The sequence below is a fragment of the Dyadobacter sp. genome, assembly GCF_039919315.1.
Taxonomy (GTDB): Bacteria; Bacteroidota; Bacteroidia; order Cytophagales; family Spirosomataceae; genus Dyadobacter.
In genome coordinates this window covers 58,823-84,278 of the sequence record NZ_JBDSFX010000075.1, presented here as the reverse complement: position 1 = coordinate 84,278, position 25,456 = coordinate 58,823, and the positions used below count along the sequence as shown (strand labels likewise).

Annotated in this window: 37 protein-coding genes and 1 pseudogene; 6 read left to right on the top strand and 32 right to left on the bottom strand. The window is 43.0% G+C overall.

The genetic code is table 11. The features are described 5' to 3' along the window. Positions 1-27: 27 nt before the first annotated feature. From ABIO93_RS20760 to ABIO93_RS20680, 17 genes are all read right to left on the bottom strand, one after another. Positions 28-2,541 (bottom strand): right-handed parallel beta-helix repeat-containing protein, encoded by a 2,514-nt coding sequence (locus ABIO93_RS20760; protein ID WP_348071183.1) that lies wholly within the window; start codon positions 2,539-2,541, stop codon positions 28-30. A 26-nt stretch (positions 2,542-2,567) separates the two neighbouring features. Next, positions 2,568-2,783, bottom strand: a complete 216-nt coding sequence (locus tag ABIO93_RS20755) for a hypothetical protein (protein ID WP_348071181.1) — start codon at positions 2,781-2,783, stop codon at positions 2,568-2,570. Then, positions 2,780-3,157 carry a hypothetical protein gene (locus ABIO93_RS20750; RefSeq protein ID WP_348071179.1) on the bottom strand — a complete coding sequence of 126 codons (378 nt, stop codon included), beginning with the start codon at positions 3,155-3,157 and terminating at the stop codon, positions 2,780-2,782. The genes ABIO93_RS20755 and ABIO93_RS20750 overlap by 4 nt, the downstream gene beginning before the upstream one ends. 138 nt (positions 3,158-3,295) lie before the next feature. Then, complete coding sequence (locus ABIO93_RS20745; RefSeq protein WP_348071175.1) at positions 3,296-3,862, bottom strand: N-acetylmuramoyl-L-alanine amidase; 567 nt, start codon at positions 3,860-3,862, stop codon at positions 3,296-3,298. Further along, positions 3,862-4,398: a phage holin family protein gene (locus ABIO93_RS20740; protein WP_348071173.1), complete on the bottom strand. Its 537-nt coding sequence runs from the start codon at positions 4,396-4,398 to the stop codon at positions 3,862-3,864. Before ABIO93_RS20740 ends, ABIO93_RS20745 begins: the two co-directional genes overlap by 1 nt. After that, a complete protein-coding gene (locus ABIO93_RS20735; RefSeq protein ID WP_348071171.1) occupies positions 4,395-4,925 on the bottom strand; it encodes a lysozyme in 531 nt (176 codons plus the stop codon). Before ABIO93_RS20735 ends, ABIO93_RS20740 begins: the two co-directional genes overlap by 4 nt. Before the next feature lie 5 nt (positions 4,926-4,930). Then, positions 4,931-5,290, bottom strand: a complete 360-nt coding sequence (locus tag ABIO93_RS20730; RefSeq protein WP_348071169.1) for a hypothetical protein — start codon at positions 5,288-5,290, stop codon at positions 4,931-4,933. Further along, entirely contained in the window at positions 5,287-5,718 is a 432-nt protein-coding gene (locus ABIO93_RS20725) for a hypothetical protein (RefSeq protein WP_348071167.1), read from the bottom strand. Before ABIO93_RS20725 ends, ABIO93_RS20730 begins: the two co-directional genes overlap by 4 nt. A gap of 26 nt (positions 5,719-5,744) precedes the next feature. Continuing rightward, on the bottom strand, positions 5,745-6,005 hold the full coding sequence (locus tag ABIO93_RS20720; RefSeq protein WP_348071165.1) for a hypothetical protein: 261 nt from the start codon (positions 6,003-6,005) through the stop codon (positions 5,745-5,747). Positions 6,006-6,033: 28 nt separating this feature from the next. Beyond that, positions 6,034-6,579, bottom strand: coding sequence for a hypothetical protein (locus tag ABIO93_RS20715; RefSeq protein WP_348071163.1), 546 nt, complete (start codon positions 6,577-6,579; stop codon positions 6,034-6,036). Between the two features lie 90 nt (positions 6,580-6,669). Then, positions 6,670-6,846: a hypothetical protein gene (locus tag ABIO93_RS20710; protein WP_348071162.1), complete on the bottom strand. Its 177-nt coding sequence runs from the start codon at positions 6,844-6,846 to the stop codon at positions 6,670-6,672. Between the two features lie 123 nt (positions 6,847-6,969). Further along, the gene (locus ABIO93_RS20705; protein WP_348071160.1) at positions 6,970-7,575 is read right to left on the bottom strand and encodes a hypothetical protein; all 606 of its coding nucleotides are present in this window, start codon (positions 7,573-7,575) and stop codon (positions 6,970-6,972) included. 37 nt (positions 7,576-7,612) lie between these two features. Further along, positions 7,613-7,963, bottom strand: coding sequence for a hypothetical protein (locus ABIO93_RS20700; RefSeq protein ID WP_348071158.1), 351 nt, complete (start codon positions 7,961-7,963; stop codon positions 7,613-7,615). A gap of 4 nt (positions 7,964-7,967) precedes the next feature. After that, positions 7,968-8,426 (bottom strand): hypothetical protein, encoded by a 459-nt coding sequence (locus ABIO93_RS20695; protein ID WP_348071156.1) that lies wholly within the window; start codon positions 8,424-8,426, stop codon positions 7,968-7,970. Continuing rightward, complete coding sequence (locus tag ABIO93_RS20690; protein WP_348071154.1) at positions 8,423-9,004, bottom strand: hypothetical protein; 582 nt, start codon at positions 9,002-9,004, stop codon at positions 8,423-8,425. The genes ABIO93_RS20695 and ABIO93_RS20690 overlap by 4 nt, the downstream gene beginning before the upstream one ends. After that, positions 9,004-9,603: a hypothetical protein gene (locus ABIO93_RS20685; RefSeq protein WP_348071152.1), complete on the bottom strand. Its 600-nt coding sequence runs from the start codon at positions 9,601-9,603 to the stop codon at positions 9,004-9,006. The genes ABIO93_RS20690 and ABIO93_RS20685 overlap by 1 nt, the downstream gene beginning before the upstream one ends. Beyond that, positions 9,600-10,097 carry a hypothetical protein gene (locus tag ABIO93_RS20680; protein ID WP_348071150.1) on the bottom strand — a complete coding sequence of 166 codons (498 nt, stop codon included), beginning with the start codon at positions 10,095-10,097 and terminating at the stop codon, positions 9,600-9,602. Before ABIO93_RS20680 ends, ABIO93_RS20685 begins: the two co-directional genes overlap by 4 nt. 188 nt (positions 10,098-10,285) lie before the next feature. On the opposite strand from ABIO93_RS20680, the gene ABIO93_RS20675 reads away from it, so the two are divergent. After that, on the top strand, positions 10,286-10,459 hold the full coding sequence (locus ABIO93_RS20675; RefSeq protein ID WP_348071148.1) for a hypothetical protein: 174 nt from the start codon (positions 10,286-10,288) through the stop codon (positions 10,457-10,459). A 779-nt stretch (positions 10,460-11,238) separates the two neighbouring features. Here ABIO93_RS20675 and ABIO93_RS20670 read toward each other — a convergent pair. The 11 genes from ABIO93_RS20670 to ABIO93_RS20620 all read right to left on the bottom strand — a co-directional run bounded on the left by ABIO93_RS20670 (position 11,239) and on the right by ABIO93_RS20620 (position 16,279). Continuing rightward, positions 11,239-11,754, bottom strand: coding sequence for a hypothetical protein (locus ABIO93_RS20670; protein ID WP_348071146.1), 516 nt, complete (start codon positions 11,752-11,754; stop codon positions 11,239-11,241). A gap of 72 nt (positions 11,755-11,826) precedes the next feature. Next, positions 11,827-12,147: a single-stranded DNA-binding protein gene (locus ABIO93_RS20665; RefSeq protein ID WP_348071144.1), complete on the bottom strand. Its 321-nt coding sequence runs from the start codon at positions 12,145-12,147 to the stop codon at positions 11,827-11,829. A gap of 28 nt (positions 12,148-12,175) precedes the next feature. Further along, positions 12,176-12,436, bottom strand: a complete 261-nt coding sequence (locus ABIO93_RS20660; RefSeq protein WP_348071142.1) for a hypothetical protein — start codon at positions 12,434-12,436, stop codon at positions 12,176-12,178. A gap of 8 nt (positions 12,437-12,444) precedes the next feature. Continuing rightward, positions 12,445-12,648 carry a hypothetical protein gene (locus ABIO93_RS20655; RefSeq protein WP_348071140.1) on the bottom strand — a complete coding sequence of 68 codons (204 nt, stop codon included), beginning with the start codon at positions 12,646-12,648 and terminating at the stop codon, positions 12,445-12,447. Positions 12,649-12,657: 9 nt separating this feature from the next. Then, positions 12,658-12,792: a hypothetical protein gene (locus tag ABIO93_RS20650; protein WP_348071138.1), complete on the bottom strand. Its 135-nt coding sequence runs from the start codon at positions 12,790-12,792 to the stop codon at positions 12,658-12,660. A 112-nt stretch (positions 12,793-12,904) separates the two neighbouring features. Next, complete coding sequence (locus tag ABIO93_RS20645; RefSeq protein ID WP_348071136.1) at positions 12,905-13,078, bottom strand: hypothetical protein; 174 nt, start codon at positions 13,076-13,078, stop codon at positions 12,905-12,907. Positions 13,079-13,087: 9 nt separating this feature from the next. Continuing rightward, positions 13,088-14,377 carry a VapE domain-containing protein gene (locus ABIO93_RS20640; protein ID WP_348071134.1) on the bottom strand — a complete coding sequence of 430 codons (1,290 nt, stop codon included), beginning with the start codon at positions 14,375-14,377 and terminating at the stop codon, positions 13,088-13,090. Continuing rightward, entirely contained in the window at positions 14,355-15,233 is an 879-nt protein-coding gene (locus ABIO93_RS20635; protein ID WP_348071132.1) for a toprim domain-containing protein, read from the bottom strand. The genes ABIO93_RS20640 and ABIO93_RS20635 overlap by 23 nt, the downstream gene beginning before the upstream one ends. 20 nt (positions 15,234-15,253) lie before the next feature. After that, complete coding sequence (locus ABIO93_RS20630; RefSeq protein WP_348071130.1) at positions 15,254-15,589, bottom strand: hypothetical protein; 336 nt, start codon at positions 15,587-15,589, stop codon at positions 15,254-15,256. A 5-nt stretch (positions 15,590-15,594) separates the two neighbouring features. After that, positions 15,595-15,837 (bottom strand): hypothetical protein, encoded by a 243-nt coding sequence (locus ABIO93_RS20625; protein ID WP_348071128.1) that lies wholly within the window; start codon positions 15,835-15,837, stop codon positions 15,595-15,597. A 97-nt stretch (positions 15,838-15,934) separates the two neighbouring features. Then, positions 15,935-16,279: a hypothetical protein gene (locus tag ABIO93_RS20620; protein WP_348071126.1), complete on the bottom strand. Its 345-nt coding sequence runs from the start codon at positions 16,277-16,279 to the stop codon at positions 15,935-15,937. A gap of 104 nt (positions 16,280-16,383) precedes the next feature. Between ABIO93_RS20620 and ABIO93_RS20615 the strand changes: the two genes are divergently transcribed. The 3 genes from ABIO93_RS20615 to ABIO93_RS20605 all read left to right on the top strand — a co-directional run bounded on the left by ABIO93_RS20615 (position 16,384) and on the right by ABIO93_RS20605 (position 18,777). After that, positions 16,384-16,773: a helix-turn-helix domain-containing protein gene (locus tag ABIO93_RS20615; protein WP_348071124.1), complete on the top strand. Its 390-nt coding sequence runs from the start codon at positions 16,384-16,386 to the stop codon at positions 16,771-16,773. Positions 16,774-16,794: 21 nt separating this feature from the next. After that, on the top strand, positions 16,795-17,100 hold the full coding sequence (locus ABIO93_RS20610) for a hypothetical protein (protein ID WP_348071122.1): 306 nt from the start codon (positions 16,795-16,797) through the stop codon (positions 17,098-17,100). A gap of 633 nt (positions 17,101-17,733) precedes the next feature. After that, entirely contained in the window at positions 17,734-18,777 is a 1,044-nt protein-coding gene (locus tag ABIO93_RS20605) for an NAD(P)-dependent alcohol dehydrogenase (RefSeq protein ID WP_348071120.1), read from the top strand. A 50-nt stretch (positions 18,778-18,827) separates the two neighbouring features. Here ABIO93_RS20605 and ABIO93_RS20600 read toward each other — a convergent pair whose 3' ends face one another. The 4 genes from ABIO93_RS20600 to ABIO93_RS20585 all read right to left on the bottom strand — a co-directional run bounded on the left by ABIO93_RS20600 (position 18,828) and on the right by ABIO93_RS20585 (position 23,151). Continuing rightward, complete coding sequence (locus ABIO93_RS20600) at positions 18,828-19,601, bottom strand: LytTR family DNA-binding domain-containing protein (RefSeq protein WP_348071118.1); 774 nt, start codon at positions 19,599-19,601, stop codon at positions 18,828-18,830. Further along, the gene (locus ABIO93_RS20595) at positions 19,594-21,330 is read right to left on the bottom strand and encodes a tetratricopeptide repeat protein (RefSeq protein ID WP_348071116.1); all 1,737 of its coding nucleotides are present in this window, start codon (positions 21,328-21,330) and stop codon (positions 19,594-19,596) included. The genes ABIO93_RS20600 and ABIO93_RS20595 overlap by 8 nt, the downstream gene beginning before the upstream one ends. After that, a complete protein-coding gene (locus ABIO93_RS20590) occupies positions 21,254-21,709 on the bottom strand; it encodes a hypothetical protein (RefSeq protein ID WP_348071114.1) in 456 nt (151 codons plus the stop codon). Before ABIO93_RS20590 ends, ABIO93_RS20595 begins: the two co-directional genes overlap by 77 nt. A 134-nt stretch (positions 21,710-21,843) precedes the next feature. Beyond that, positions 21,844-23,151, bottom strand: a complete 1,308-nt coding sequence (locus ABIO93_RS20585) for a hypothetical protein (protein ID WP_348071112.1) — start codon at positions 23,149-23,151, stop codon at positions 21,844-21,846. 151 nt (positions 23,152-23,302) lie between these two features. Here ABIO93_RS20585 and ABIO93_RS20580 point away from each other — a divergent pair. Further along, positions 23,303-23,404: pseudogene (locus ABIO93_RS20580) on the top strand (XRE family transcriptional regulator); the annotation flags it as partial. A gap of 92 nt (positions 23,405-23,496) precedes the next feature. Next, the gene (locus ABIO93_RS20575; RefSeq protein WP_348071110.1) at positions 23,497-25,455 is read left to right on the top strand and encodes a DUF1800 domain-containing protein; all 1,959 of its coding nucleotides are present in this window, start codon (positions 23,497-23,499) and stop codon (positions 25,453-25,455) included. Position 25,456: the final 1 nt, after the last annotated feature.

Sequence of the window (25,456 nt, the reverse complement as noted above, 5' to 3'; positions counted from 1 at the left end):
GTCTGTTGGGAATAACTTGATGAAGACTTAAAACACAATACGAACCTCACCGGTCGTAGTCCGGTAAACCGTTCCCGTCGCCAGCCCGCCAGTCGTTGCCGCTGCATTATCGGCGAAAACAGGAACAGAGGAAAGCTTAACCACGCCATTCAACCAGCTGGTACCCACCACGGTAAACCTATTATTATTTTCTGCCGGTGCAGCCCCTGGTGCCTGCACTACCAAATTTCCGGTAGTAGCCTGGAAACGGGCTAATACGCTGGTCGTTATACCCTGACGTATGTCCACCGCGCTGGCCGAGTTGGTAGTGCCCATCGAAAAGCCGCTATTGCTCAAAATGGTCTTGGTGTACATTTCTGCGTAATTACTGCCATTGCTTCCCATTACTGACGTTGTAGGTACCGCTGGTACAATGCTCCCCTTTAATGAAACACTTCCTAGGGTAGTTATTCCTGTAAATTCTGTGTTGGCATTAAAGCCGTCGTTCTCGTAAACGGTAGGTGTTGCTGCCAGTGTAAAATAATTCTGATTACGTACCAGGTTCAAAGGGTTCCCCAAAGCAATGGTGGATTTGGTGTTGATCATCGTATTGCCCACCACATTCAACCGGTTGATATATCCCAGCAACACCAATGAATAATGCCTTGCATTCAAAACCTCGTTATTACGAACGGTCACGTCCGTAGAATAATCAGAAACCCCTGTACCTCCCGTCACCATCACCCCTACCATGTACGGGTTAATGATCTTGTTATTGTTCACAGAAAACCCCGTCAAGTTGTTGCCGGTCGCCGCAATGATCGGATAGTGCCTGATGCCATACCCGGTCAAACTATCGGATTGCAGTGAACAATCTATAATATTTCCCTCTACGGATGAATACCGATTGATCAGGCCGTTCATTAAAATTCCCTCTGTCTTGCTGCCTACAATGGTATTGTTGCTAATCTTTGCCCTTAATAGCGGCGAATAAATCACCATGCCGCCAAATTGCGGGTTTTCAATATAGTTGCGTTCGATAACCAAATCAGTACCAGCAAAACCAACGCCCGGCACGTGGTCGCCCGAATCGCCAACAATGATACCCGTTGCATAATTATTGACCCCGGTCAGGTTGGTGTGGGAATAGCCTATTATCCGGTTCCCAATGATCTGCGTTCCCCGTCCACGCATGATAATGCCGCCGCCGCAATCCCGCATCATATTATTGAGCACGGAAATGTTTTCAGAACCGCCATGCGAACTAAACGCCGACGCATCACAGTCATTTGCGATATTGCCGGAAAGCTGCACATTCCTGGAAATGTACCCACCCGTAATATCTACTGCGTGCCTGGATTCTGAAAAGAAGTTATTGGCAACAATCCCGTTTAACATACCGGTAATCTGGATTCCGTAACCTGTACCGCTTGCCTGCGATTTGGAAAAGTTGCATCCTTGTATATTAACATTCACAGAATTGTTAATACCTACGCCAATGATCGCAAAGCCCTCTACGGTCACATTTGTGAGCCTTAGATTTCTAACCCGGTCAATACTAATACCTGCTGCCTGCCCTGCCAGTTTACCAGCACCTTTAAAAGTGATGCCTTTGATGCTTAAATTCTTATTGTAGGTCATTTTATAGACCTGTGTCGTCGTGGCTGCATAACTATCCCAAAGCGTCCCTTTAATGGTCACAATTTTAGTGCCGGTGTCAACCCCCGTAACCTCCGCAAACTCTGTTTTAAAAACATTGCTAGTTGGTCTTTGGATATCGAATACTTCCGATGTGCTACGTATTAGAATAAAGTCACCTACCTGCATACCGCCCACATCGTCCAATGTAAACTGGTAAGCTCCTTTTGCTGCCGGTGATGCAAACAACTTAACAGTCGGGTATCCGGCCAAAGTGTTGCGGACGCTGATAATACCATTTGATGTGGTGGTCCCGTTTTTCATATCGAAAACCACATTATCCCCTTCCAGGTTAATATCGCTGACATTAGTCAAACTCATATCAGTAATATTGTAGGCCGCTGCTTTCGGTTTTGCAACAAACAATTTTACTTTCTGTGATGAGGCGTAAAGGATTGCTTTTTTAAGGATCGCCGTCTCGTTGGTTCCGCCGCCGTTTCCATCGCCATCACCGATCAGCCCGAACCAGGATGCATTGACGGTTTGGCCGTCGTACTTTCTTTTGTACCGTTTACCGGAATTGATAATGGTCATAGAACTGTCGTCAGCGGTTGAAACGTCGCTTGCGTCCAGCACAAACTGGCCTTCCCTTCCCACGTCGGTCACATTAATTACCCTGGCCGTGTCTGCTTTTCCTTGCCTGACAGATTTCATAGAAAGGTATGGCACACGGGTAACTGAAATGTTAGCAAGTTCATTGAACGCGTTCCTGAAATCGATAGGTGTAATTGCCCGTACTGAATTGTCCCTGATCCTGCCTATTTTCCAGCGTGCGTTCTTTTCTGGTGTCAGCGTGTCAGGTACTTGCGCGAATGCCTGCATAAATAGCAAGCTGCATAATAATAGTCCAATTGACTTTTTCATGATAGGTTTTTAGTTGTTGATTGAATTTATGCGTATGGTGACGTTTCCAGGTATTCCAGCCTGGCCAAAAGCAAATCATACCGTTCTGTAAAGTCCCGTCGTAGGATTGCCGCCTCATTCGAAAGGATAGGTAGCGGTGGAGCGGCAATGGTGCCGGTCGCTGGTGTGGCTGCTGCCCGGTTCTGGCTGTAACGGTAGACCATATACAGGACAATAAAGAAAATGATTTGCTTTGCTTTCATTGGTTTAAAATGGTTAATGCGACCATGACCACGACGGGCACCAGGAGTGCCACTATGATCTTACCGCGCCTTTTGATTTTCACTATCAATTTTTCAGCCTCTTTTTCTTTCTTTGCCCGCTGCATACTTTCAGCTGTTAATTGAAATTTAAGACTGGTAATGTATCCGGCCTGCGCGTCCCGTTCAAGCTTTACCAACTCACAAACCTGCAAATCCCTGGCTATTTCCTGGACGTGCGCGTTTAGGTCAATCCCCGGCGCGTACGCCTGGCTTGCCGTACTTTTCTGACATGTACCGCTGAGATTCAACGATACCAGGAAGCACGCGGTTAAGAGTATCCTGTTTAGCGCGGATTTCAGAGATTTCACTTTCATATTGCTGATTGGTTACAATGAGGTTTACGGGCTGTTTTGATTCGCACTTTGTGACCACAAAACCGCCAATTATGGCAAATACGAAAGGCTGCAAAGCGGAAAGAACCGCCGCCCCTGTTTTGATAATCTTTGGATTGATCATTGTTTTGCAGCGTTAAAAATGGCGGTTGCAAGTTGGCCTACCAGTCTCCACTGGTTGGCCTGGTAGCTTGCTACGTCATTTCGATTGGAAATAAAACAGACCTCCAATAGAACGGCCTGCACTTTGGTATTGTCCAAAATTCCAATCACCTGGTGCTGACTGAATGCGGGCGACTTTACGCCCCGGTTCGAAATACCCAGCACTTTCGAGGTTACCTCACATAATGCGGCGGCTGTCTGCTTTTCGTAGTCCGTGCCGTGAAGTTGTACAAAAGCCTCCGTACCAGATGGATAGCTTAAATCTGTCGCGTTGAAATGCAATTCAATCAGTAGGTCGTTTTCCTCGTACTGATCGTTTACCCAGCGGATCACATTACCGGTGCGCTCGTGGTCAGAATCATTGGTGACCTCTAAGCCTTTTTTGCTTAATGCTGCCGTGATTTTGTCGCGTAGCTTAATGGTTTCGGTTCCCTCGTCGAACCATTCCCGCCAGGCTCCGGTATGAAATCCCTGGTGCCCGGCTGTCAGGATAACCCGACGTTTTGGTTTTGGTGTTGTTGCCATTATATGTTTGGTTTTTGTGAATGCTCGTCTGGTGCCTTTGGCTCTTCGTCGGTGGTCAAGTCAGAAAGTTTCCCCGTTTTTTGAAACCGGTTTAGCCTGTCAATCAAAAAAGGTGGAACGTATGCTGGTGAATTCGAATTGATATTGCGGGCTACGCTTAAAGCCTCTTTGGTAATAAGGTAGAAATACAAAAAGGTGTCAACCCAGGTAAAAAATGAATAATCGTTTGCTTTGCCGTGAATAGTGAAATTTCCTAAAATATGGGATAATGAAAGTACCCCGAAATACAAAAAAATCTTCACTAAAAATTTTTCTGCTTCCTTAAAGCTAAGTGACCGCCAACCCGTGGCGCGGATCACTTTTAGGGTTGCAAAAAAAGTATCGAACAGGATCAGCGCAAACAAGAAACCGACAAAATCCCAATCCTTGAAAATGTACCTGGTGAACAATTCACGGAATATTGTTAACCAAACAGCCGCGACGGCATAGCCTTTTTCGAACATGGTATACAGGTAGTATTTGAGGGTATCTATCATTTTTTCTTGCGCTTAATGATCCAAATGAGTGCTACTACCAGGATCAGCCAAAAAAAATTTGTGTTGGCAATTGAGCCGTTTTTGTACAGTGCTATTTCCTTTTCCCTACGGTTTTTAAGTCCCTGGTTTACTTTGCCCCCGGCGTTGATCCACCTACGAAACTCGTAGCTGATCGCCTCGTAATTCAGCGGGTTTTCATTGATCCTTTCCAGTAGTCCAGAACCAGCAAACGCGTCCGCCCCAAAGTTGTAAACAAAGGAAACCAGCGCATCAAATTGGTTTTGGGTGATATTGGACTTTACGTACTGGTTGACGCTTGCGCCCCGGCTTGGTGCATCCCTGGCAAGCATTTGTTGCGCCTGGTCTTTGGTAACGACATCGCCAGCTTTCACCGGCCTGCCGCTTGGCATGATACCGGTCCCGTATCCTATTGACCACTGCTTGTAGTCCCAGAACGCTTTTAGGGAAAGCCCTTCCACGTCCATTAAAAAGTTAAGTGTGCTGTTTTGAACGGCTAAATTTGACATGGTCGTTAGAAGATCAATTGACCATTTTTAAGGAGTTCTGCCACATATTCAGCAAGCTGGTACCCGGCTAATTTGCTGGTTAATTCCTCTGTCATGTTGCCCCGATAAGTGGCATTGTAGGAATCCCGGACGGCCTGGTAATTGTGTGTATTGCGTGCCAGGTAGATATAAAGCGGAACTCCGTTGTACATCAAAGGGCGGTTTTCCGGTGTACTAGTCGTGATCAAATCCCGGTAGCCCTCAATAACAAAATCACTGTCTACGTCAATTGTTTTGCCTCCTGTTACTGCCTTACTGGAAAGAAGTAGAATGCCCGCGATAATCCCACCAACAATTAACAGGTCGTTTTTTTCTTTCTTTTTCATTGGGCTAACAGGTTGATAAATTTAGCGTAATCCTCTGTCGATAATTCTTGCTGGAGGTCGGTGGTCAGGTTGCGTTTAAATGCTGTTTGGTATGCCGCGAAAACGTCCCGGTAGTTTTGTGGTAAGGCTGCGGTTTTGAAAATTAAATCTTCGTTGGTGCCGTCCAATTCAATGGTTTGCAGATACCCGGTAGGGTTCATGGCCTGTTTGTAAAGTGTCGCTATTGCGTTGGCATTTAATCCGCCTCCTTGTTGTTGCAGATCAGAAATAGCTTTATCTGCTGCCGCAACTGCCGCCCACTTTTTGAGAATGAAGTACACGACAATTGCCAATATCCAGCGTTTGGTATTTCCCTTGAATAGCTTCTCGCTTGTCCCTATGAACAGTGGGATCACAAGTGCCAGGATATTGATAATTGACGCGAACATATAATTTTAGTTTGTTGATGAGATTTTTACTTTCCGAATGATCCGATCAGAGGCGCGTACATAGCTACCTGTTCAATCATTTCTTTTGCCTCCAATACACCTGCTGGTGTTAACAGATTGGCGAAAACGGTAGGGTTTTCTGAAACCAGGGTTACGATTTCCTGCATGGTTTCCGGGCACTGTTGGGCGAAGTTTGTAACGGCCTCCAAAAAGATCGTTGTGTTTTCTTCCCCGATTGCGGCCTCTACTGAGCCAGCGAATTTTTTAACAAGTTCTAATGCGTCCATTGGTTTTTTTTACAGGGTTATGATTGAATTAAAGTGCTGAAAATTTGCCTGGTGTCACGGCTACTGCTGTCTTTGCTGCTGCCGCTGCTGCGTTCTTTTGCATGGCAGAACCAAACATGCTCATAAGGAAATCAAGTGCCTTATTGTCGTCTTTATCGTTGTCAGTGGTTTTGGCTAAAATATAGTCCCCAATCGCATCTATTTTTTTTTCGATCCGTTCCAGGGACATTTCAATTTTGACATCACGTTGGACGCGCTGGTATATTTCGCCGTAATCGTTGGGCTGTGGTCTTGTGAATCCGCTCATAGGTCGTTGCGCTGCATCAATTGTGAAAAAATGTTTAAAAGCCGACTTGTCCCCATTAATATTCCGGAAGACACTAACCCTGTATTTTCCAGGGTCGTCCTGTCTGGACATTAGTTCGTCTTCAAATAATTGCGCGGCTACGTCAATAGATGCGGTTGGGTTTTCATCCCCCCCGCATTCTGCGATTTTGTCCGATCCTATGTAAAGTTTCCAGTATGGCAACCGCCTGGCTTTTACCTGATCTAGTACGGTTTGCAAATCGTTCATTTCGTGCGAAGTTTTTAAATAGAGTAAGGATAAAAAGCGGCTGATTCTTTCGGATCAGCCGCTTTCGTGCTGTCTAATAGACGGTTGTTTCTATCGCTTGCTTTTGATCGCCTGAACGGATTTTTTGACAGCCTCTTTTTTCTTTTTGTCCTGAGACAAGCTTGCGTTGTACTTGTCAACGTCCTGGCATTTTTTCTTGTAATTTTCCCAGGTTGTAAGGCTTGCGCCTGCTTTGGGCGACTTTCCGTATTTTTTTGGTTTGGCCATTTCAGTAATTAAAAAAGATGAATGATTTTTTTATTTTAGGCTACCGGTGCCCTGGTACGTTTTACCAGGGACTTACCCATATCCGCCTCGCTCTCGGTTGTGGTTATCTTTCGAAACCCTGGTTTAGAATAACCAGAGTGGTTTTTTCGCCTTGTTGCCTTTGCGGATGAAATAAATCACACCCAAAACAATCAATACGAAAATCATGTTGTCCTGCACGAACTTAATCGGGTTGGAAAACAGGGTACTGAAATCTGCGGGAATGATGCCGCCCAATGCGCCGGTTGCCGGTGGTGTGGTCGTTCCTGGTGTGGTGGATACAGGTACCGGCAAGCCTGGTGTAGTCGTTTTCAGCTTCTCAATATCGCTTGTTACAACGCCCTCACCTTTCAGTGTATACGCAGGTTGCAAATCATACAATCTTGGCGAAGTTCCCAGGTTTGTAACAGTCGGAATAATCTTGAACGCAATGCTGCTTGCGGTCACAAAGTCCGGATTCTCAGCGTCCGTGAACAGTGACAAATTTAAGTCACTTTGCAGTGCTATGCTACCGTCTGCGAAACCGGACTCGACTTGGCTCTTACGGTAGTAGCGTGATGTTGTCACACCGCCTTCCAGATGCTGAACCAGGAACAGGTAAGGCCCGTCTACCGCCTTGGCAGCGTAGATAACACCGTCGCCTGCGTAACCCTTTTTTACGCCGACGTTTGCAATAATTTTTACGTCCATTTGATTATTATTTAATTGGTTTTTAGTTTGTTACAGATTATTTTTTATTCATTATCAATAGTATGACCACTGCCGCAATTGCGATAATAATCATGGTGCTGTTGCCTCCTAGTCCAGACGTGGTGTTGGCTGGTTGATACGGGTAATTGGTTCCGGTCTGTTGCTGCGAGTTGTTGCCCAGGATGCTTCCCAAAATTGCCGGTAGTATTCCGATAGCAGTTTCCCACCATTTTTTTCCAGTGCTCGTTTCGTAGGAACCAAATGTGCCCCCTACCCCGTTAGTGTAACCTCCCCCGGTTTGTGTCTGGGTGTATGTATTGCTAGTCCCGCTTGAATAGCCTACTGTCACCGTTCCATCACTGTTATAGGTGATATCCTCTTCGTCCATGGTATTATAATTTTGGTAGATTGAAGCGTAACGGGAATTCCTGGTTTACGTAAAATCCTTCTACGTTGAGCGTTCCCCTGAATAAGAAATCAACCGCCTGGTCGTGCAATCCTGCTGCAATGCCTGGAATAGCCGCCGCCAAATCAACCAGGTTTATGAATACCTGACTGTTCAGTACTGATTGTCCAAAGGGTAATATTTGCTGATTTCCAGATGCGAAAGCCCTACCGATAACCCTTTTTTCGGCATATATGCGCAAGTCAATTCCGCCAATATTTAATGTGCCGTTACTTCCGTTGAAAGCGTTGAAAGGAAGGTCAAAACTTAAATTTGAAATGCCGTTCAGTTTAAAATTTCTCGGGAATGTAGGCCGCAATTCCATACTATCCAATGCCCTCTTTTTGTTTAAGAAGATCATTACCAGTGCTACAATTGCGATGATTAAAAGTTGATTTTTTTTCATTTTCTGGTAAGGAAGTATAGTAGCCCGCCGCCTATGATCAAATATTTTAAATTGCTTGGTTTGGTTGCCTGTGTTGCCGGTTCTCCCAGCGTTGGTAAGTTGGGGTCAGAGTCAACATAATTGGGCTGTGAAGTAGGGAAATTAGGATACTTGGCAAGTATCAATTCTTTGTCATCTAGCAGCCTTGCTTGTTCAGGTGTGTAACCTTTTAAAATCAACTCTATGACCGCAATGATATAATTGAACCGGTCTTCTGCCGTCTGGTTTGCTTTCGATGAATACCCGTATTTGCTTTGATTTTCCAGCATTTCCAGAATGGCTACCAGATCGCTATCAGAAACGAGTTCCGCACTTGCTATTTTAAGGTTCTGCCAAACCATTACAAATTGTAAATACGGCCTGATCTTTTCCAGGATTTGCGCCCTGGTTAGTGTCTGTGTTTCCGCTGTCTGATCTGAATCGGTCGTTGTGGTGCGGGTCACGTAAAACGTTTCCGGTAATTGTATGCTAACATCCTTAACCCTAATGATTGGGATTAATGGCTGTGGTGCAAATCTGATCGTTTGGTAAGTTGCCATTATTTCTTCTTTTTCTTTTTCAGGCTTAATACCAATGCCGCCGCAATTGCTCCATATCCTAATGTAGTGGTGTCAATTCCGCCGCCTGATCCGCTGGTAATAATAGGCTCGTCCATTGTACCGCCCCCTCCGCTGGTTTTGTCTTCTGGTGTCTGGTAGTTTTTCTGCCAGTCTACCTTGCTGACATTTACAAAACCCGTCCGTGGCTGGTTTACATTTTGATCGGCTTTTAAGAAGTTGTGGTCAACGTATGAATTGAGCCATTCCACGCCAATAAATACGCCGTTGACAGTTGTTGACACTTGGCCGGTTGCTACCCCTACCAATTCGCCACCAGACCGAGAAGGGTCGTTTACCTGTCCGCTTGACCTGCCTACCAGTTGCGTACCGTTTGCGTCCTGGTAAAAGAATACGGTTTGCCCTGGTTTGGGATAAACGTAATCTCCTTTTATAATCCCAATGGAATTCCCGGCTACATAAGTGGATCGTGGTACACTGATACCGTGTACTACCTGCGTCTCAGGGTCAATATTATAAACCCTTATTGATCCGCCACGGCTGCGGCGTGCTGTTGTGGTGTATCCTTTGGTTTCGCTCATATCCGGTTTCGTATTAAATATGCCGCCGTCGCAAAAAGCACGATTGGCAATAAATTTATTTTTTGCAATTCGGCCTCGTAGTTATCCAGGTAGGTTTTTATTTGTCCCATGTCTAATTGGATTTGCCGAGCCTGTCCCGATAGTTGTTGTAGTGCCTTACTATCTTTTTTCTTTTCTGCCGCGCCAACGATCATTCCGGCAACATTCAGTACAACTCCGGCAATTTGTGTGTACCCGGTCGGTATGACCATGGCTACACTTCCTATTCCAGTCAGCCATTTAGCCGCATCGCTTTGGCCGTCGAGTTGCGCCCCTTGCTCAATCAATTTTTGCATCTCAGATACATAATTGTTGATCGCAGCTTTCAAGTTTATTATTTGCCCGTTAAGCCATTGTTTGCGGTCGGTTGATGGGTTGTAGTTGTATTTTAATGCCTCTAACCTGAAAAATTCCGGGTTTAACTTTACGGACGTTTTGACGGTTTGGTAGGACATTTAATTTTATTTCTATCTTATTGTGATACAAAGATTATCCATTTTGTTTACTTCAAAAATATCCGTAAATTGTATTACATTCTAAACGTAACAAATTGATTATGAGCGAACAAACTTCATTATTTACCAATGTAAGCGAACGTAAAACGGTGCGTTTTTCGACTCATTTTTATTCAAAATCAGACATCATGAAACTGTGGAATATTCAGGATCATAAACAATTCAAATCATTTATTGGTGAAAAAGGGATTGAAATTCTAGGATGGAAGGATGGTAAGCAGAAATTCACCCCGAAACAGTTCCGGGAATTGATCGCGCTGGTAGGTTTACCAATACAGAAAGAGGAATTGAGCCTACACTGAATGCTTTTTGCGGGCTAAGAAAAAAGGAGAATATCAAATCCGGCGTTATTGCTGGATTTTTTTTTGCCAGAGTTTGGAAAACAAACCTACTACACATTGCGGACTTGCTGAAAATTGCACTGTGTGGTAGGTTGTGTAGTAGGTTGTAGTAACTTCGATTTTCCGAACCTACTACACAAAAACCGGCAAAACGGTAGTGTTAAGCCTTATTATTCTATTATTTATTAATGTAGTAAGTAATAATATATTCTAAAAAGGCAAAACCGGTAAGTAACTGAAAATCAGCTCCTTTTTTCTTAGCCCGCAAAAGTTACCACAAACCAACCTTGTATTATTCCGTGTAGTAACTTTGTAGCAACTTCGAAAAAAAAGGCCTGTTTTGTAGTAACTAACCGGCCAGGCGCATATTAAAAGGCCGCAAAATGATAACCACTGTATAATTGATACGGCCATACAAATATAAAATCAAACCGAAAAGGCATTAAAAAACCGTGTTTTTGAGCGATTAAACCCACAAAACACGGTGATAATTGATAAAAACGATAGCGATTTTTGACCGATTCCAGGCGGATCACAAACCGATTATAGACCGATAACTTTAATTTGAACCTGGATCAATTCGATGAATATCCAAAATTGTAAATGCCCACTTAATTTGATTCTCAATATCTGTCAATTCGTCTTGGTTAGCAATGCCACATCTTACTAACATTTCCAGATACCTGCGATAAACTGCCAATTCAAGTATAAATCGAATTACTGACGCTGCAACCTTAACATCAATTTTTTCCATAACCGTAGGCAACGCCCGATTGAATACTTTCTGGATTTGAATAAAAACCCCGGCCTTTGGTCTGGTGCTGCTGGATATACACCACATGCCCGCCCAATGCCGCCGCCTCCCGTTTGATACGTTCGGTAGCCTTGCGGTCGCTTCCTTTGGTGGAACGCATAGACCAATACCCGCCCGCCTTTGATTTTATTTCTCCGGCTCGCTGCAATCCTATTACCTCGTTCGGGTTATTTGTTATAACAACATTTTCCCACCCGTCCCGGCCAGAAACATTTACCATGTCTGAAAACTTTTCAATACGACCGGAAGCATAAACAATTTTAGCCACTGCCGCCCGGCCAATGGAACGGGTTACAGATTCGCCAGGATAAGCGTACTTAATGCTGTAATCGTCAACGGAAACCACGCTGACCGTACGATCCGGCGCGCCGTGGCTCACTAACAAATCCTGACTTAATGCAGGCAAAGAAAGAACTAACAAAGCAACTGATAGGATTTTCATAATTGTACAAGTTAAATACTCATCAATATTAAGAAAAAAAATGCCACTGGACTAACCAGCGGCATTTTATGGTTAGTCCTTTTTGTTGTTGAGCAACTGTATGTCCCGGACATTCACGCTAATTTGTATTTGAACGTCCCCGGCTCCGCTTTTGTAAATTTCATATTTAGGATAACCCTCCACATGCAATTGATGCCCTTTCTTTAAAAACTGCGCCAGGTGCGTTTTTTTGCTGGTACAATCGTACCATGTGGTGCGCTCGGTCTTATCCCCGGAATTGTTAGTAAAAGACTCCGTGCACGCGACCTTGAAGCTTAGAAAATCGTCTTTACCTGGTGATTGTCTAATTACTGCGTCTGCTCCTAAATTTCCTATCAATGTTAATTTTTGCATTTTGGTTGGTTTGATTAAAAGTAAAAAATTAATTAAAGTCTCTTTCCGCATAGGCACTCATTTGTATTATGTCAGAATCCCAGTCATTGAGCACATCTATTATCTCGTACATAGTACCGACTGATCCAGAAATAAAAAAAGAAAGTTCAGTATCTGAAAACTTATGGTGATATATTGGGCAATCCGCCGTCAAATCAGAAATCTTAGAAATAAGGTCTTTTTCTGCCGTCCTGGATTCAGAAATATTTAGAACCTTAAATACTAAATTCATTGGTGAAAGATTGTGCATAATAATTATTAATTTAAATGGTTAAACTCTTCTTTAATAAATTCCCTGAAATCCAATTCAGTAACAAACTCGTTTCGAAATATTTTGAAAAACTCGTGAAAAACAATTATTTTATCATTCACATTTAACATTCCGTTTCGCTCCCCTTCCTCGGCCACGAAAACAAATAGCCGGTCGTAATTGGTATATTTTAATCCCTGCTCTGAATCCATAGGATTTAGTCAATTAATGGCTATCGAAATACTAACCAGGTTATAATTATGAAGCCTTACCCGGTAGTACTTCTCAACGCTTTCCTTTGTTTTACTATCCGGGAATGGGAAGTTTGGCCAGTCAGAATTTTCGACCTTAGCCATTCCGTGCACTCTTTCGATGTTACCTCACCTTTTAGCATTTAATTTTGATTGTAATGCTTTCATTGTTTCTGTTGGTTTAATTGTGAAAATATAGGTTAGACTCTGTTAATGATTAATCAAATTGGTTGCGAAACGCGTCGAAACATTGTAGACAATGTTTATAACTATCATAACCTATTTCAATGCAAACCGCTTCAAGTGCCTGGGTATGCGTAATGCCTTTTTCTTTTTTCATTTTTTTTGCCAGCCGCTTAATAAATTCTAGCGTATGTTGTTTTGGTTTCATAAATTTCAATTATTTAAAAATTGTTTTTTTTAATTGTGTTTCCTGATCCTTCATTAATCTTTCCGGTTCTCTAACCCGGTCAATTTCTATCAAGGCGTATTTCTTAACAACGACTTTACCAGTCCTAACACTTAATTCGATCGCTTCCAGTGTTTTCAAAGCTTTACCAATTTTATTAGAGGAAAGTTGAATACCCGTTTTGCTCCGAATAAAAGCCTGAATTTCGCTGCTATTCATGGTAACATTGGCCTCCTCCTTCGTTTTTGGAATTTTGAAAAAAGAAGTCAAATGCTCCATTTCCTCACCAGCGAAAGCAAAAGATTGCATATCTGGAAAAGCCTCGTCTAATTCCTCCTTTGTCCACCAGTAGCGGTATTTACTGTTAAATAATTCGCCTGCGGCCTCATCACCATCTTTCCATTGCTTATGCAGGATTAAACCAGTTTTCCAAAGGCAATACGCCTCATGCCAGACATTGTTCATATCAATTGCCTTTGCACCGTTGATATTAATCGCTTGTACCCTGAACGGAAGAAACCGTCTATTTTCGTGTTCGGCCATAAACTCATCTCCGTTGATACTGGCAAGAAAATTTGCCATTCTAGCCAGTGTTTCCGAAAACTTTGCAAACGGCCTGCGTACTGAAACTTCCGGGTGCGTGATCAACGTTTTCATTGTTTCACTGTCCTTTTTCATAAGGTTACGTAGTTGATCGTCCAGGTTAATGATAAACTTGGTGGCAAGTAACATGAACGTGTCTTTATTGCCCAAATTCAGATCAACCTTGCCCGTCATAATCAAATCAGGTGCCAGTGACGGCGGGCAAAGCATAGAAAGCCAGGTAGTTTTAAATAATCCCATTCCGCCCGTCATTACAATACACGTATGGTTTTGGCATTCAACCTCTGTCAATCCATTGGCAACAGAAGCAACCAACCAACGCTTTAACGATAAGTACCACGTTTGCGGGTCTGGCACTGTAACGGTAGCAGCTAAACGTTCTATGTGTTCCGTGCTGCTCGTTTCCCCTAAGCCCGCCAAGTGAACATTAAAGTAATGTTGAACCGGGTGGTAGGACTCCGTAAAATCTGACATTATAATACTGTAATACATTGACTCTGTAATTGTATCGGCAGAATGCTTATCAATTTCCCTAATAATACTGTTCATCACGTAATTGGTGTGATGCAAATATTGTAGAGAGTTTTTTCGCCGGTAGTCAATTCCTCCCGTTAAAACATTATATCGGAATTCAAAACGTTCCGCAAGTGCCTGTTCAATGCGTTGTCGTTTTGTCATTGGTGCTAATCAAAAAGTCGTTAAAATCTTTATGTTTGGGGAACTGAAATGCCGAATAATTCCATGCATTAGGGTACTTGTTGCATAATTTCAAAGCCGCTTCTTTTCCTTTTTCGTCGTTATCCAATGCCAGGGAAATAATATCATACCTTTCTAAGTCCGGTAATGAATTAATTAATGAAATTGAATTGAGAATATAAAACGTCGTACTGATCAGTTTTTTAGGATTTTTCGCAATGAAAGATAGATAGTCTATAAACCCTTCAAAAACATAAGCACCAACACCATCACGGTTACCACGAATACTTATATCCTTTTTTCCGATTGAACCCTTAAATGATTGGTTTCTTAACTCCCAACCGTCTGAAATGTTTTTAAAGCCAAGGCTAAAAAAATCACCTTTTGAAGTTGTGTAATGAATTTCGGACAATGAAGAATTTGCAATATGAAATGGTATATGTCTAACTTTTGTAATATAATTTATCAATGCAGGATGTTTTAAATTTGCAATCCTTTTTATGAAACTTTGATATTGTGGTGATGCTGGCAAGTCCTGCATTAATTCAATTTCCTTCGAAAAATCAACTCTCATTAAAATATGAACAGCGGTAAGAAAATCGCAATTATCCAATTTCATTACCAGCTTTATATTGTCGGTTCCTTTTTCCGGCTCTGCAAAATCGTGGTAAATATTACTGGCAATATTCACGAAAAAAGAAGGTGTCTTTTCTTTTCGGAATGGTGAAAAATAACAATACTCTCCGCCCGATTGAACTACTGGTAAAATACCTTTACTTGCCAAATAAGCAGTAATTGGAATCATTTTTAATGATTGCCTTTGTTCAGTTGTGATCATAATTTTCAGGATTTTAACTATTAAATAAATAAATCAATATCTATATTGATAATAATCTCAACTGAGGATGTAAATTCAAAATCCCTGTCATTACACATTAAAATTAGGTCTGGCCTTTTTCGATTGGTGACAATAAAAAAGCTTTTTACAGCTACCACCTGACTAACTAAAAATGACCTCAATTCAGGGGTATCTACAAATTCTTCAATGACGATAAAATCAGTATCATTTCTAACATGTCGTAATACACTTATTAACTTACCCGGTGTGGTCAGAATGAATGATTCACGTTTTACTATACCCCACAAATACCTTCTTTTAGCTGCTGCATTCCCGCCTTTAACTATAACGATCATAATGATTATGGATTAATGTTTAAAAAATCTGTAAATGTTTCAGTTGCTTTATTGAATGCTTTTGCAAATTCTTCCCGCTCAATTGGTTTGCAAATGTGCTCTGGTGGAAGTGTTGCAAAACGCATGGCATTGATCAGGCCGCTAGGTGCAATGGCAACCGAAACAACATAACTGTAATCTGGTTGCTGTGCGTAGTAATAGCTTAAACCAGCGTCGGTAACTTCTTTGAAATACTTCATTGTTTGCATTGAGCAAGAAGGTTTAGTAGCGTTAAAACGATAATCCAAATAGAGGAACCGGCCAGGATTACGGTACCGACCAGTCTAATGAAAGTGCCCGGTTTCATTAGGAAATAGATTTTGAAAGCCCAAACATTTTTGCACCTTCTAGTTCCTCGTTTTGCTTAATCAAATCGTATTGCCTTCGATCCAGAAAAAAGCCTTTCTCCTTATAATCGAAAGCGATTCCATATTTATTAAATAGAAAAAGCAAATCGCTTTTCAAATTCATAAATGCCTCATTTTTAAGGCGTGCGTAAACATTTGGTACCGATATTCCCCATCTACCAGACAATTCGTTAATAAATTTCATTTTTGGAAAGGAACCCGGTAGATCATTGTTCCACATACCCCAAAATGACAAAGCGTTGTGAGGTTTTTCACCGCTAACTAAATCCGTTTTGTTTTTCATAACATGTTTTTCGTTATTCGTTAATTAATTTCTATGCAATAATAACTTAACTAAAAGGATATTTACAAACCTTTTTGATACTTTTTACCGATAAAATTTCACAAATGGACAATACTATTCACTTTGGGCTCATTATCAATCAGTTACGCGAGGAAAAAAAATTAACAAAAGAGAAATTTGCTAAACTTGTTGGATACACCCCAGCCAATCTTGGGAAGATTTTGAATAAAGAGGATGTAGGAACCGATATTTTAAAGAAAGTCTGCGAAGCATTTGACCTAGATATGTCATTTTTCCTAGTAAGAAAAGGCTATATCCATCAAAAAGGGAATGCAAACATTGCAGGAAACGGCAATGTCCAATACAAGGGAGAAAACAACTCGATAAATGCCGACAACAATAAGATGGAATTTGTGCTCAACGAAAATGAACATCTAAAAGCCAGGATCAAGCTTTTAGAAGAAATGGTGGAAATTCTAAAATCTAAAACGTGAGTACAAACAAACCCTCTATAAATGAAAAACCTTACCCTATGCGTGCTTTTACATGTTTTCGGAAAAACAACAACACTTTGCAGATGCCCACTAAACGACGAACAGGAAAATGAAAAACCACCCACCACGATCAACATCACCTACATTGAGCAAAAAGGGAATGCCAATATTGCCGGTGACGGTACAGTACAATTCAAAACTAGCCAGGATCATTTAGCCCAGGTCGAACGCCTAAAAAAGGAGAACACACTACTATCTGAATTATTGGGAATGTTGAAAAACAAACCAGGTTCCGGGACAAATACCGGGACAATTAAGCCAACATAAAACGCGGGACAGATGCGAAATTACGTAACTGACTGTGCAATAGTACGATTAGAGCAACTAAGTACAGACTCTCTTCCTCTCTGCGAGTAACAATCCCAAAAAGCATTAAAAGCCTGTAAATCATACATTTACAGGCTTTTTTGTTTTTCAGATTTAACCAAAATATGCAAATATTCGCAATATCTGGGTGAGCGTCGGGTGAGCAGTTGATTGGTACGGCACACTTTCGCAACAACCGTGACACTGACTAACGGTGTCCCGCTGGAAAGCGTATCGAAGTACAATTGTCGGATAAATGAATCTTGATAGCGAGACTGACCTTGACAAATTGCTTTGCTTGATGGACGTAGACTTGAATCAATACAGTTTACCATTCCTTAACAGATTCGAGCAAACTAACGACATTTTGAATGAACTGCCGACTAACGAATACTCGGAACGGCTTATTCCATTGTCCAGGACTAATCAACAATTGAGGGCAAAGACCTTTCTTGATGATGCAATTTAAAAGATCAAATATGCTCGTCAGGTTGTAAAAGATTTTGTATTATCTTTCAATAGCGGTACGCACGGACAGATTATCGCCGGTGCGTACCGGTTATCAAATCGCTTTTCTTTTAAAAAACCTATATAATGATTGAAACAAAAGGATACGCTGCGCAGGCTCCCGCAGCTGAGCTCGCCCCATGGACATTTGAGCGCCGGGAAGTTGGCCCCCATGATGTGCAGTTTGATATTTTATTTTGTGGTGTGTGCCACTCCGACCTGCACCAGATTCGGGATGAATGGTTCCCAGGGATATTTCCCATGGTACCCGGTCATGAAATCGTAGGCAGGGTGATCAAAGTCGGCGATCATGTGAAGAAATTCAAAGTGGGAGACCTGGCCGGAACCGGCTGCATGGTCGACTCCTGCCAGGAATGCGAGAATTGCAAAAAAGACCTTGAACAGTACTGTTTAGAAGGCAGCACCCAAACTTACAATGGTTTGGAACGGGATGGAAAAACGCCCACCTATGGCGGCTACTCCAATACGATTGTGGTAAGGGAAGAGTTTGTTCTGCATATATCAGAAAAACTAAACCTGGCTGCTGTTGCTCCGTTGTTATGCGCAGGCATTACCACTTATTCCCCTCTTAGACATTGGAAAGTGGGAAAAGGCCACAAATTAGCCGTGCTGGGTCTCGGTGGATTAGGTCACATGGGTGTCAAGTTCGGGGTAGCATTTGGTGCGGAAGTAACTGTGCTGAGCACATCACCTAAAAAAGAGGCTGATGCCATGAAGCTGGGCGCACACCATTTTGTTGTCACTACCGACGAAGCACAGGTAAAGGCAGCTAAGGTCACTTTTGATTTTATATTGGATACGGTCTCTGCCGAGCACGATTTCAATATGTACCTGTCATTACTGAGAACGGATGGCACCTTAATTTGCGTTGGTGTACCGCCTAAGCCAGCTGAAATTGCTGCTTTTAGTCTGTTGGGTGGCAGAAAGAGTATCGGCGGCTCAGGTATTGGAGGTATTGCCGAAACCCAGGAAATGCTTGATTTTTGCGCGGAACATGATATCGTTTCCGACATTGAAATCATTGATATCAAAGACATTCAAACTGCATACGACCGCATGCAAAAAGGCGATGTCCGTTACCGGTTTGTCATTGACTTGGCAACATTGTAGTTATTGGCGGGTTGTAGATGAGTAAAGCCTGCCATTGTCGATCATCACGATTAGTTGCCTGAAATGATTTTTTTTAATAACGATTCTTTCCGGCTACGCGACACATTGACAATGGAGGCGTCACTCATCACCAGATACCCTCCTTCTCCTTTGACATACTGTTCAATTTCGTTGATGTTTACCAGATAGGAATTATGCACCCGGATGAAGGGATAATCTTCAAGCATCTCCTCCATGTCTTTCAGATTTCGGGAGGCTGTTATTTTCGATTTATCCCTCAGGTACAAGTGTGTGTAATTCCCATCTGCTTCGCATCTGACAATAGATTCGGCCAATACCATTTTAAAGCCTTCCAATGTGGGTATAGCGATCTTATTCACTGCAATGGCAGGTTGCCTGATTTTCTCCAATAACATTTCCAATTGTTGTGGCAACGGATTTAAGCTTTTTTGAACGGCCTTTTGAACGGCGAACCGGAGCTCTTCCCTATCAACTGGTTTTAAAAGATATTCCAATGCACTGAACCGGATGGCTTTGATCGCGTATTGATTATAACTCGTGGTAAAGATCAATTGGAAGTTGACCTCGCCTAATTTTTCCAGCAATTCAAACCCATTGAAAAAGGGCATTTCTATATCCAGAAAAAGTATTTGGGGCGGATTTGCCCTCAATGATTTCAAGGCAGTTTCAGCAGAATAACAGATATCAATGACCTTTACATTCGGGCAGTATAATTCCAGTAACGTGGCCAGCGATTCGCAACAATCAGGTTCATCGTCAACAATAACTGCCGTAACCAACCCATCTGTTTTGAAACTATTCATAAGCCTCCATCAGATTTTTATACTGCATTTTTAAAATTACTTTTGTTCCCGAATTGCTACCTTTTTCGTCCAGAATGTCTTCAATATCGAAAAAAGTATTTTCGCCAGCTAGCTGATTGAGAAGGGCCAGCCGGTCCACAGTAATTTGCATGCCCATGGATTTATTTCCTTCTGCCGATTTGAGTTTCAATTTGGCAGCCTGTTGCCTCCCCAGGCCATTGTCTGTAATAATGCAATTTAAAATTTTGCCATCAATGCTGAGGGCGATTTCAAGATCCCCGACGCCTTCTTTATGCATCAAACCGTGCCAAATCGCATTTTCCGCAAATGGCTGCATGAGTAACGGTGGAATAAATATCGTGGCCGAGTCAATGGTATTCATGAAGGTAATACGGTAATTAAATGCATTTCTAAATCTGAGCCTTTCCATTTCAAGATAGAGGCGCAGCATATCCAATTCGGCTTCCAGTGTGATTAATGTCTTTTCGGAATTCTGCAAAACCAATCTGATAAGCCTTGAAAATTTAGTGAGGTAATCTGACGCTTCTTCCCGATTATTGACAAGAATAAATCTGTTAATGGAGCTCAGGCAATTGAAAATAAAATGCGGGTTCATTTGAGCTCGAAGCGCTTTCATTTCAAGCCTCTCCGCTTTCTGCATTAATTCGGTTTCCTTACTGTCATTTTCCATTTGCTGTACTTGTAAATCTTTTTTAAAACGGTCAGCTTCTAGTTTGACATTTTTTCTGGAAAGCGTAATGTTCCTGAATATGACGATCGCAAGCAGCAGTATGGTGATGATACTGCCGATCAAGATCTGCCTGATGAATGAGGCTTTTTTAAGCTCCTGCTCGCTGATTATTTTCTCTCTATTCAGCAATTCAATCCTTGCCTGGTTCCTTTCGTACTCGGCCCTGCTTTTAAATGCATATAGTTTTCCCTTAAACTGGTCATTCAATACTTCCGATTTAAGTTTTGTGTACAGAGAGAGGTAGTGATAAGCACTGTCGGCTTTACCCAGGCCATTGTAGATATCAGAAAGCACGCCACTTGCGTCGCGGATTACCGGCCTGGCCCCCGCAGCATCAGCTATCGCGTAGGCTTCCGAAGCATAGCCAAGTGCAATTTGATGCTGTTTTTTACCGATGAAGGCCCTCGAAAGGTTAAGCAGGTTGATCAGCACATCTTCCCGGCCATTGTTATTTGCCGCTACAATCATCGATTTTTTAAACTTCGGTATGGCTTTGTCGTAGTGGAATTCTTTCAGATCTATTTCACCGGAAACAGTATTTCCGTATTGGCCCTGTGATAATTGTAACGCCTTATTGACGTAGATATGTGCGGAATCCGGGTTGCTGGTATTGCTGAAAAGGCGGGCCATATCCGCATACAGGGGTAATGGCTCAAATATTGTTTGATATAAACGCAGGGCCTGTCGGTAATAATTTAATGCTGTTTCATGATCGCCGACCTGGCCATACAAGCCGCCCAGGTTGTGTAAGGAGCAGGCTATGCTGACGTTATCGCCGGTTCTTTTTCGTATCGTGTAACTTTTTTGTGCCCTATCCAGCGCAGTTTCGTAGTCTCCTTTTGCACCATAAGCAAGGCCAAGCAATGTAAGCGCCCTTGCTACGCCATCACCTCCTGGTTTATCATGGATACGAAGTATAGCTATGGAAGCTTCCAGTAATGTGATGGCAGAATCGTATTTGCATTGGTGGGATAACAAATCTGCTAAATATAGCTTGGCCCACCCCGGTATGATAAGCGTCCACCCCTTCAAATGCTGCCAGCGAACGGCGCATTAGTCTTTCGGCTTCCACGTTTTGAAGGTTTACTATTTTGGTCGTTCCAATAGAAAACCATGCAATGTCAATCCCTTTCTGGTAATGAATAGCGGAGGCTTCTTGCAATGCTTTTTGTGCATACCATGCTACGGAGTCGGATCTTGTCCATAAACAATGTTCGCCTATTTCATTGAGACAATCTATACGGAGCCTGCCTTTTAATGTGGGTAAGATTTTTAAAAGGCTGTCCACACCGGCCTGCTGTGCCTTGGAAATAAAAGGTACCAAAAAGATCAAGAGTATAATCCATTTTTTTTGCATCACTCTTTTTATGAAAAATTGAAATAGCGGGGATAACTTCGGCGGTCGGCAATCGGCGGTCGACTTTCGGACTATTTAAAGAAACGAAATTTTAACGATTGCTGAAAGCCGACCGCCGATTGCCAAGGTAACCCTCAATATTTTATATCTAATTTGACAGCCATTTCTCCGATTTGCCTTCCTTGCACTAAGCCTGTTGTAATGGAAGGTGAATAATGGAGCCCGCCAAGCAGCCTTGACCTTCCGGCTTCTTTGGCAGCGGCATCAAACGAATCATAAGATCGGGTACCATAGCCATTCGGGTATGTGGCGTCGCTGAATTTATAATCCTTCCCAAAAATGTTTTCCAGTACAGTCGCACATGCAGCACTCACCACAGCGTGGGCAGCTGAATATTCGCCGTGGGGCGGAGTAGGTATCACCGTATTCCAGGTGGCGTGGCCCATTACGTTACGAATGTAAGAGATGGGACGTATGAGTGTGTAGGTATACTTTGTTTTCATTACAGAAATAGAAGCAGCATACATCGCAACACCCTGCGCAGCATAAGCAGCAGCGGCTTCGTACAAATTCAGTTTTTCCTTGACAATAAGTTGCGCAAGAATATTAGTCGAATGGGACGGGACATTCAGGTTGCCTGGCTGGTCACCCCAAAACTTAACAGTGATGGAATCCTCGTGGGTCAAGGACAGGGATGTGGTGTAAAGCTCATTGACCATTTTATAAAAAGCGGAGTTGGGGTCCTCAGAATAAGGTGTTGGCGGGCCAGGCTGCGTGAGTGTGACACTGCTAGCGATGAAAGACCTGTTTTCCCCCCAATGCGGATGAACAGGAGCAGCAAAAGCAGGAGGCGTTGGTATCCACAAGCCAGGCCCAACGGGTGGAATGTAGGTCGGGTCGGTAAGATGCTTATAGGCCTGATCACCGCCGTCGGTTTTGGACCATTCAAAAATCGACGTGGAAACCAGCCTGCCAAAATTTTCAGCATTGGTTATTTTTTCCGCGCTAGACTCCGTAGCAAATTGTGTTTTATACGCCGCCTCCAAAGAATCAATCGCAGTCATATTTGCCGGAGAAGTACTTTCAAAAAATTTTCTTGTCAGGTCCGCCATGGCGGCGTTAAGGGAAGCTGGCCAATAATATTCCTCGGATTGTTTGTTGGCGAGCAATGCTTGTCCTCCAATCTGAGATAATAAAGAACTTGCCCCTGGTATCGCGGGCAACACAGATTCATACATGGTAACACCAGCATAACCAAAAGAGCGGTTTGAAACAAAGGAATTGTAGCCAGGTGTGGTTCTGGTCAATCTGATCTGCATGCGCATCCATGCATTGGCGACATCCGCCGGGAACTCCGTCTCCGGAAGGGAATGATCTTTCAGTTCGCATTGAACAAACAGAACAGAGAACATCGCAGCTGTTAATAGGCGTTTGAATTTCATAGCAAAGGTTTTTATATATTTTTAAATCCTTCACTAATTTATTTGCCTATTAACAGGCCTCCTAAGCACAATGTGTAGTTGGATGAATGGATGTACAGTTGCTAGGTTTCGGTGCTTGGTTTGATTTTTATTTTGATGAATTATTTGATCAGAATTACTTCAGCTTCATGAGGAGGAGATTACTTTGTACAAGCGGATGTTGAGGGAGAAGGATGAGATGATGGGGAGATTGGAGCGGTTGATTGGGGAGTAATTATGAGATAACTACTTGAAATAAAGTTACGCAATGGTTTAAACTTATTGCAAAATTTCTGGTCGAATCCATGCATCACTGATAATCAGATCATGGAAAAGATAATCACTATTTCGGCCTATTTACTGTATACGCTTTGCGGATGGATGTTGCTTTCTTCATTTCTGAACAAAGATGTTTCAGTAAAACCCGACTTGCATTTCCCTTACAAGCAGGAAGGTCTTACGGAAAAGCAGGCCGCAGCACATCTGTTAAACCGTTTTACATACGGTGCAACGCCGGGACAAATTGATCAGGTTGTGCATCAGGGACTGGAAAAATGGTTCAGATCGCAATTGACGGCTGACTTTTCCGATGATACGCTAACAAGTTTACTGAAGGATTATGATGCCCTGCAATTGACCAATACGCAGGTTTCTTCTATGTATCTCAAGCCTGGCCAGGTGATTAGGATGGCGGTTAAGGACGGACTTATAAATAAAGATTCTGTAAAAACGGACTCAAAAGAATACAGGGCAATGCTGCAGAACTACATGCAGCAACAAGGATTGAAACCAGTTCAGGAGCTTTACAGACAGTTTGTTAGCCAGAAAGTGCTGAGGGCAGCTTATAGCCAGAATCAGCTTCAGGAGGTTATGACGAGCTTTTGGTTCAATCATTTTAATGTTTCAATTACCAAAAACGACTGCGCTCCTTTTATACCTGCCTACGAGCGTGATGTGATCCGACCGAACGCTCTTGGGAATTTTGGTGGTTTGCTGCTGGCAACGGCCCAATCCCCGGCCATGCTTTACTTTTTGGATAATTTCAGCAGTTCGGTAGAAAATAATGATGCAATGGCAAAACGTAATAGTGCTTGGCCAAGGCAGAAAAAAAGGGCAAATCTTAGGCAAAATGGCAGTTCAGTGGACAGCGCTATGGCAGCCATCCCGCCAAAACCAAAACGGGCCAGAGGCCTGAACGAGAACTACGCGCGTGAGGTAATGGAATTGCATACGATGGGTGTCGACGGCGGATACAGCCAGCAGGACGTTACCCAGGCTGCCCGAATTTTAACCGGCTGGACGGTGTATCCGATGGGAGTGTACGTGAGGGGCGCTCAGAAAGCAATGGATAATCTGGGGGGTGAGCGGCTCAAAAATCGTGGAATGATTCATGACGGCGACTTCTTATTTATTGCTAACCGACATGATCGGGGCGAAAAAACAGTTCTGGGAAGGAAATTTGGCCCGGACGGGGGTTATCAGGAAGGGGTGGACTTACTCGACATGCTGGCGCATCACAATGCCACAGCGAAGTTTATTTCTAAAAAACTGGCTGTTAGGTTCGTAAGCGATACACCGCCGGAGGCTTTGATAGATAAAATGGCAAAAACATTTCTGGACCAGAGAGGAGACATCAAGGCCGTTTTGACAGCGATGGTGAACTCAAGGGAGTTCTGGAATAAGACTGCTGTACGGCAGAAAACCAAATCTCCATTTGAACTGGCCATTGGCGCGGTTCGTACCCTGAATGCCGAAATAAGGCAGCCCTATCAATTGTACAGCTGGGTTACTAAGATGGGCGAGAAAATGTACTATTATCAGGCACCTACCGGCTTTCCTGACCGTGCCCAGTACTGGATCAATACAGGTGCGTTGCTCAACAGGATGAATTTTGGACTGGCGTTGGCATCCGGGCGTATCCCAGGCATCCGCGTCGATCTGGCTGACCTTAACAATCACAGGGAACCTGAGAGCGCGCAGGCCGCATTGGTATCTTACTGCAAACTCATTATGCCTGAACGGGATCTAACACAGACGATTGAGAGACTTTCGCCAATGATGAACGATCCATTGCTGATGGAAAAAGTGGATAAAGCCAGCCATGAGCTTACTACCGCAAATACGGAAAACCAACAGACGGACCATACAGCGATGAAGTCAAAACAGAGGGAAAAATTCAAGAAAAAAAACAATTATACCGCCCCCCAGACCACCAATGGGAACAACACGGTACTGGCACAGGCGGTGGGTGTGATTATCGGATCACCGGAATATCAGAAACGTTAAC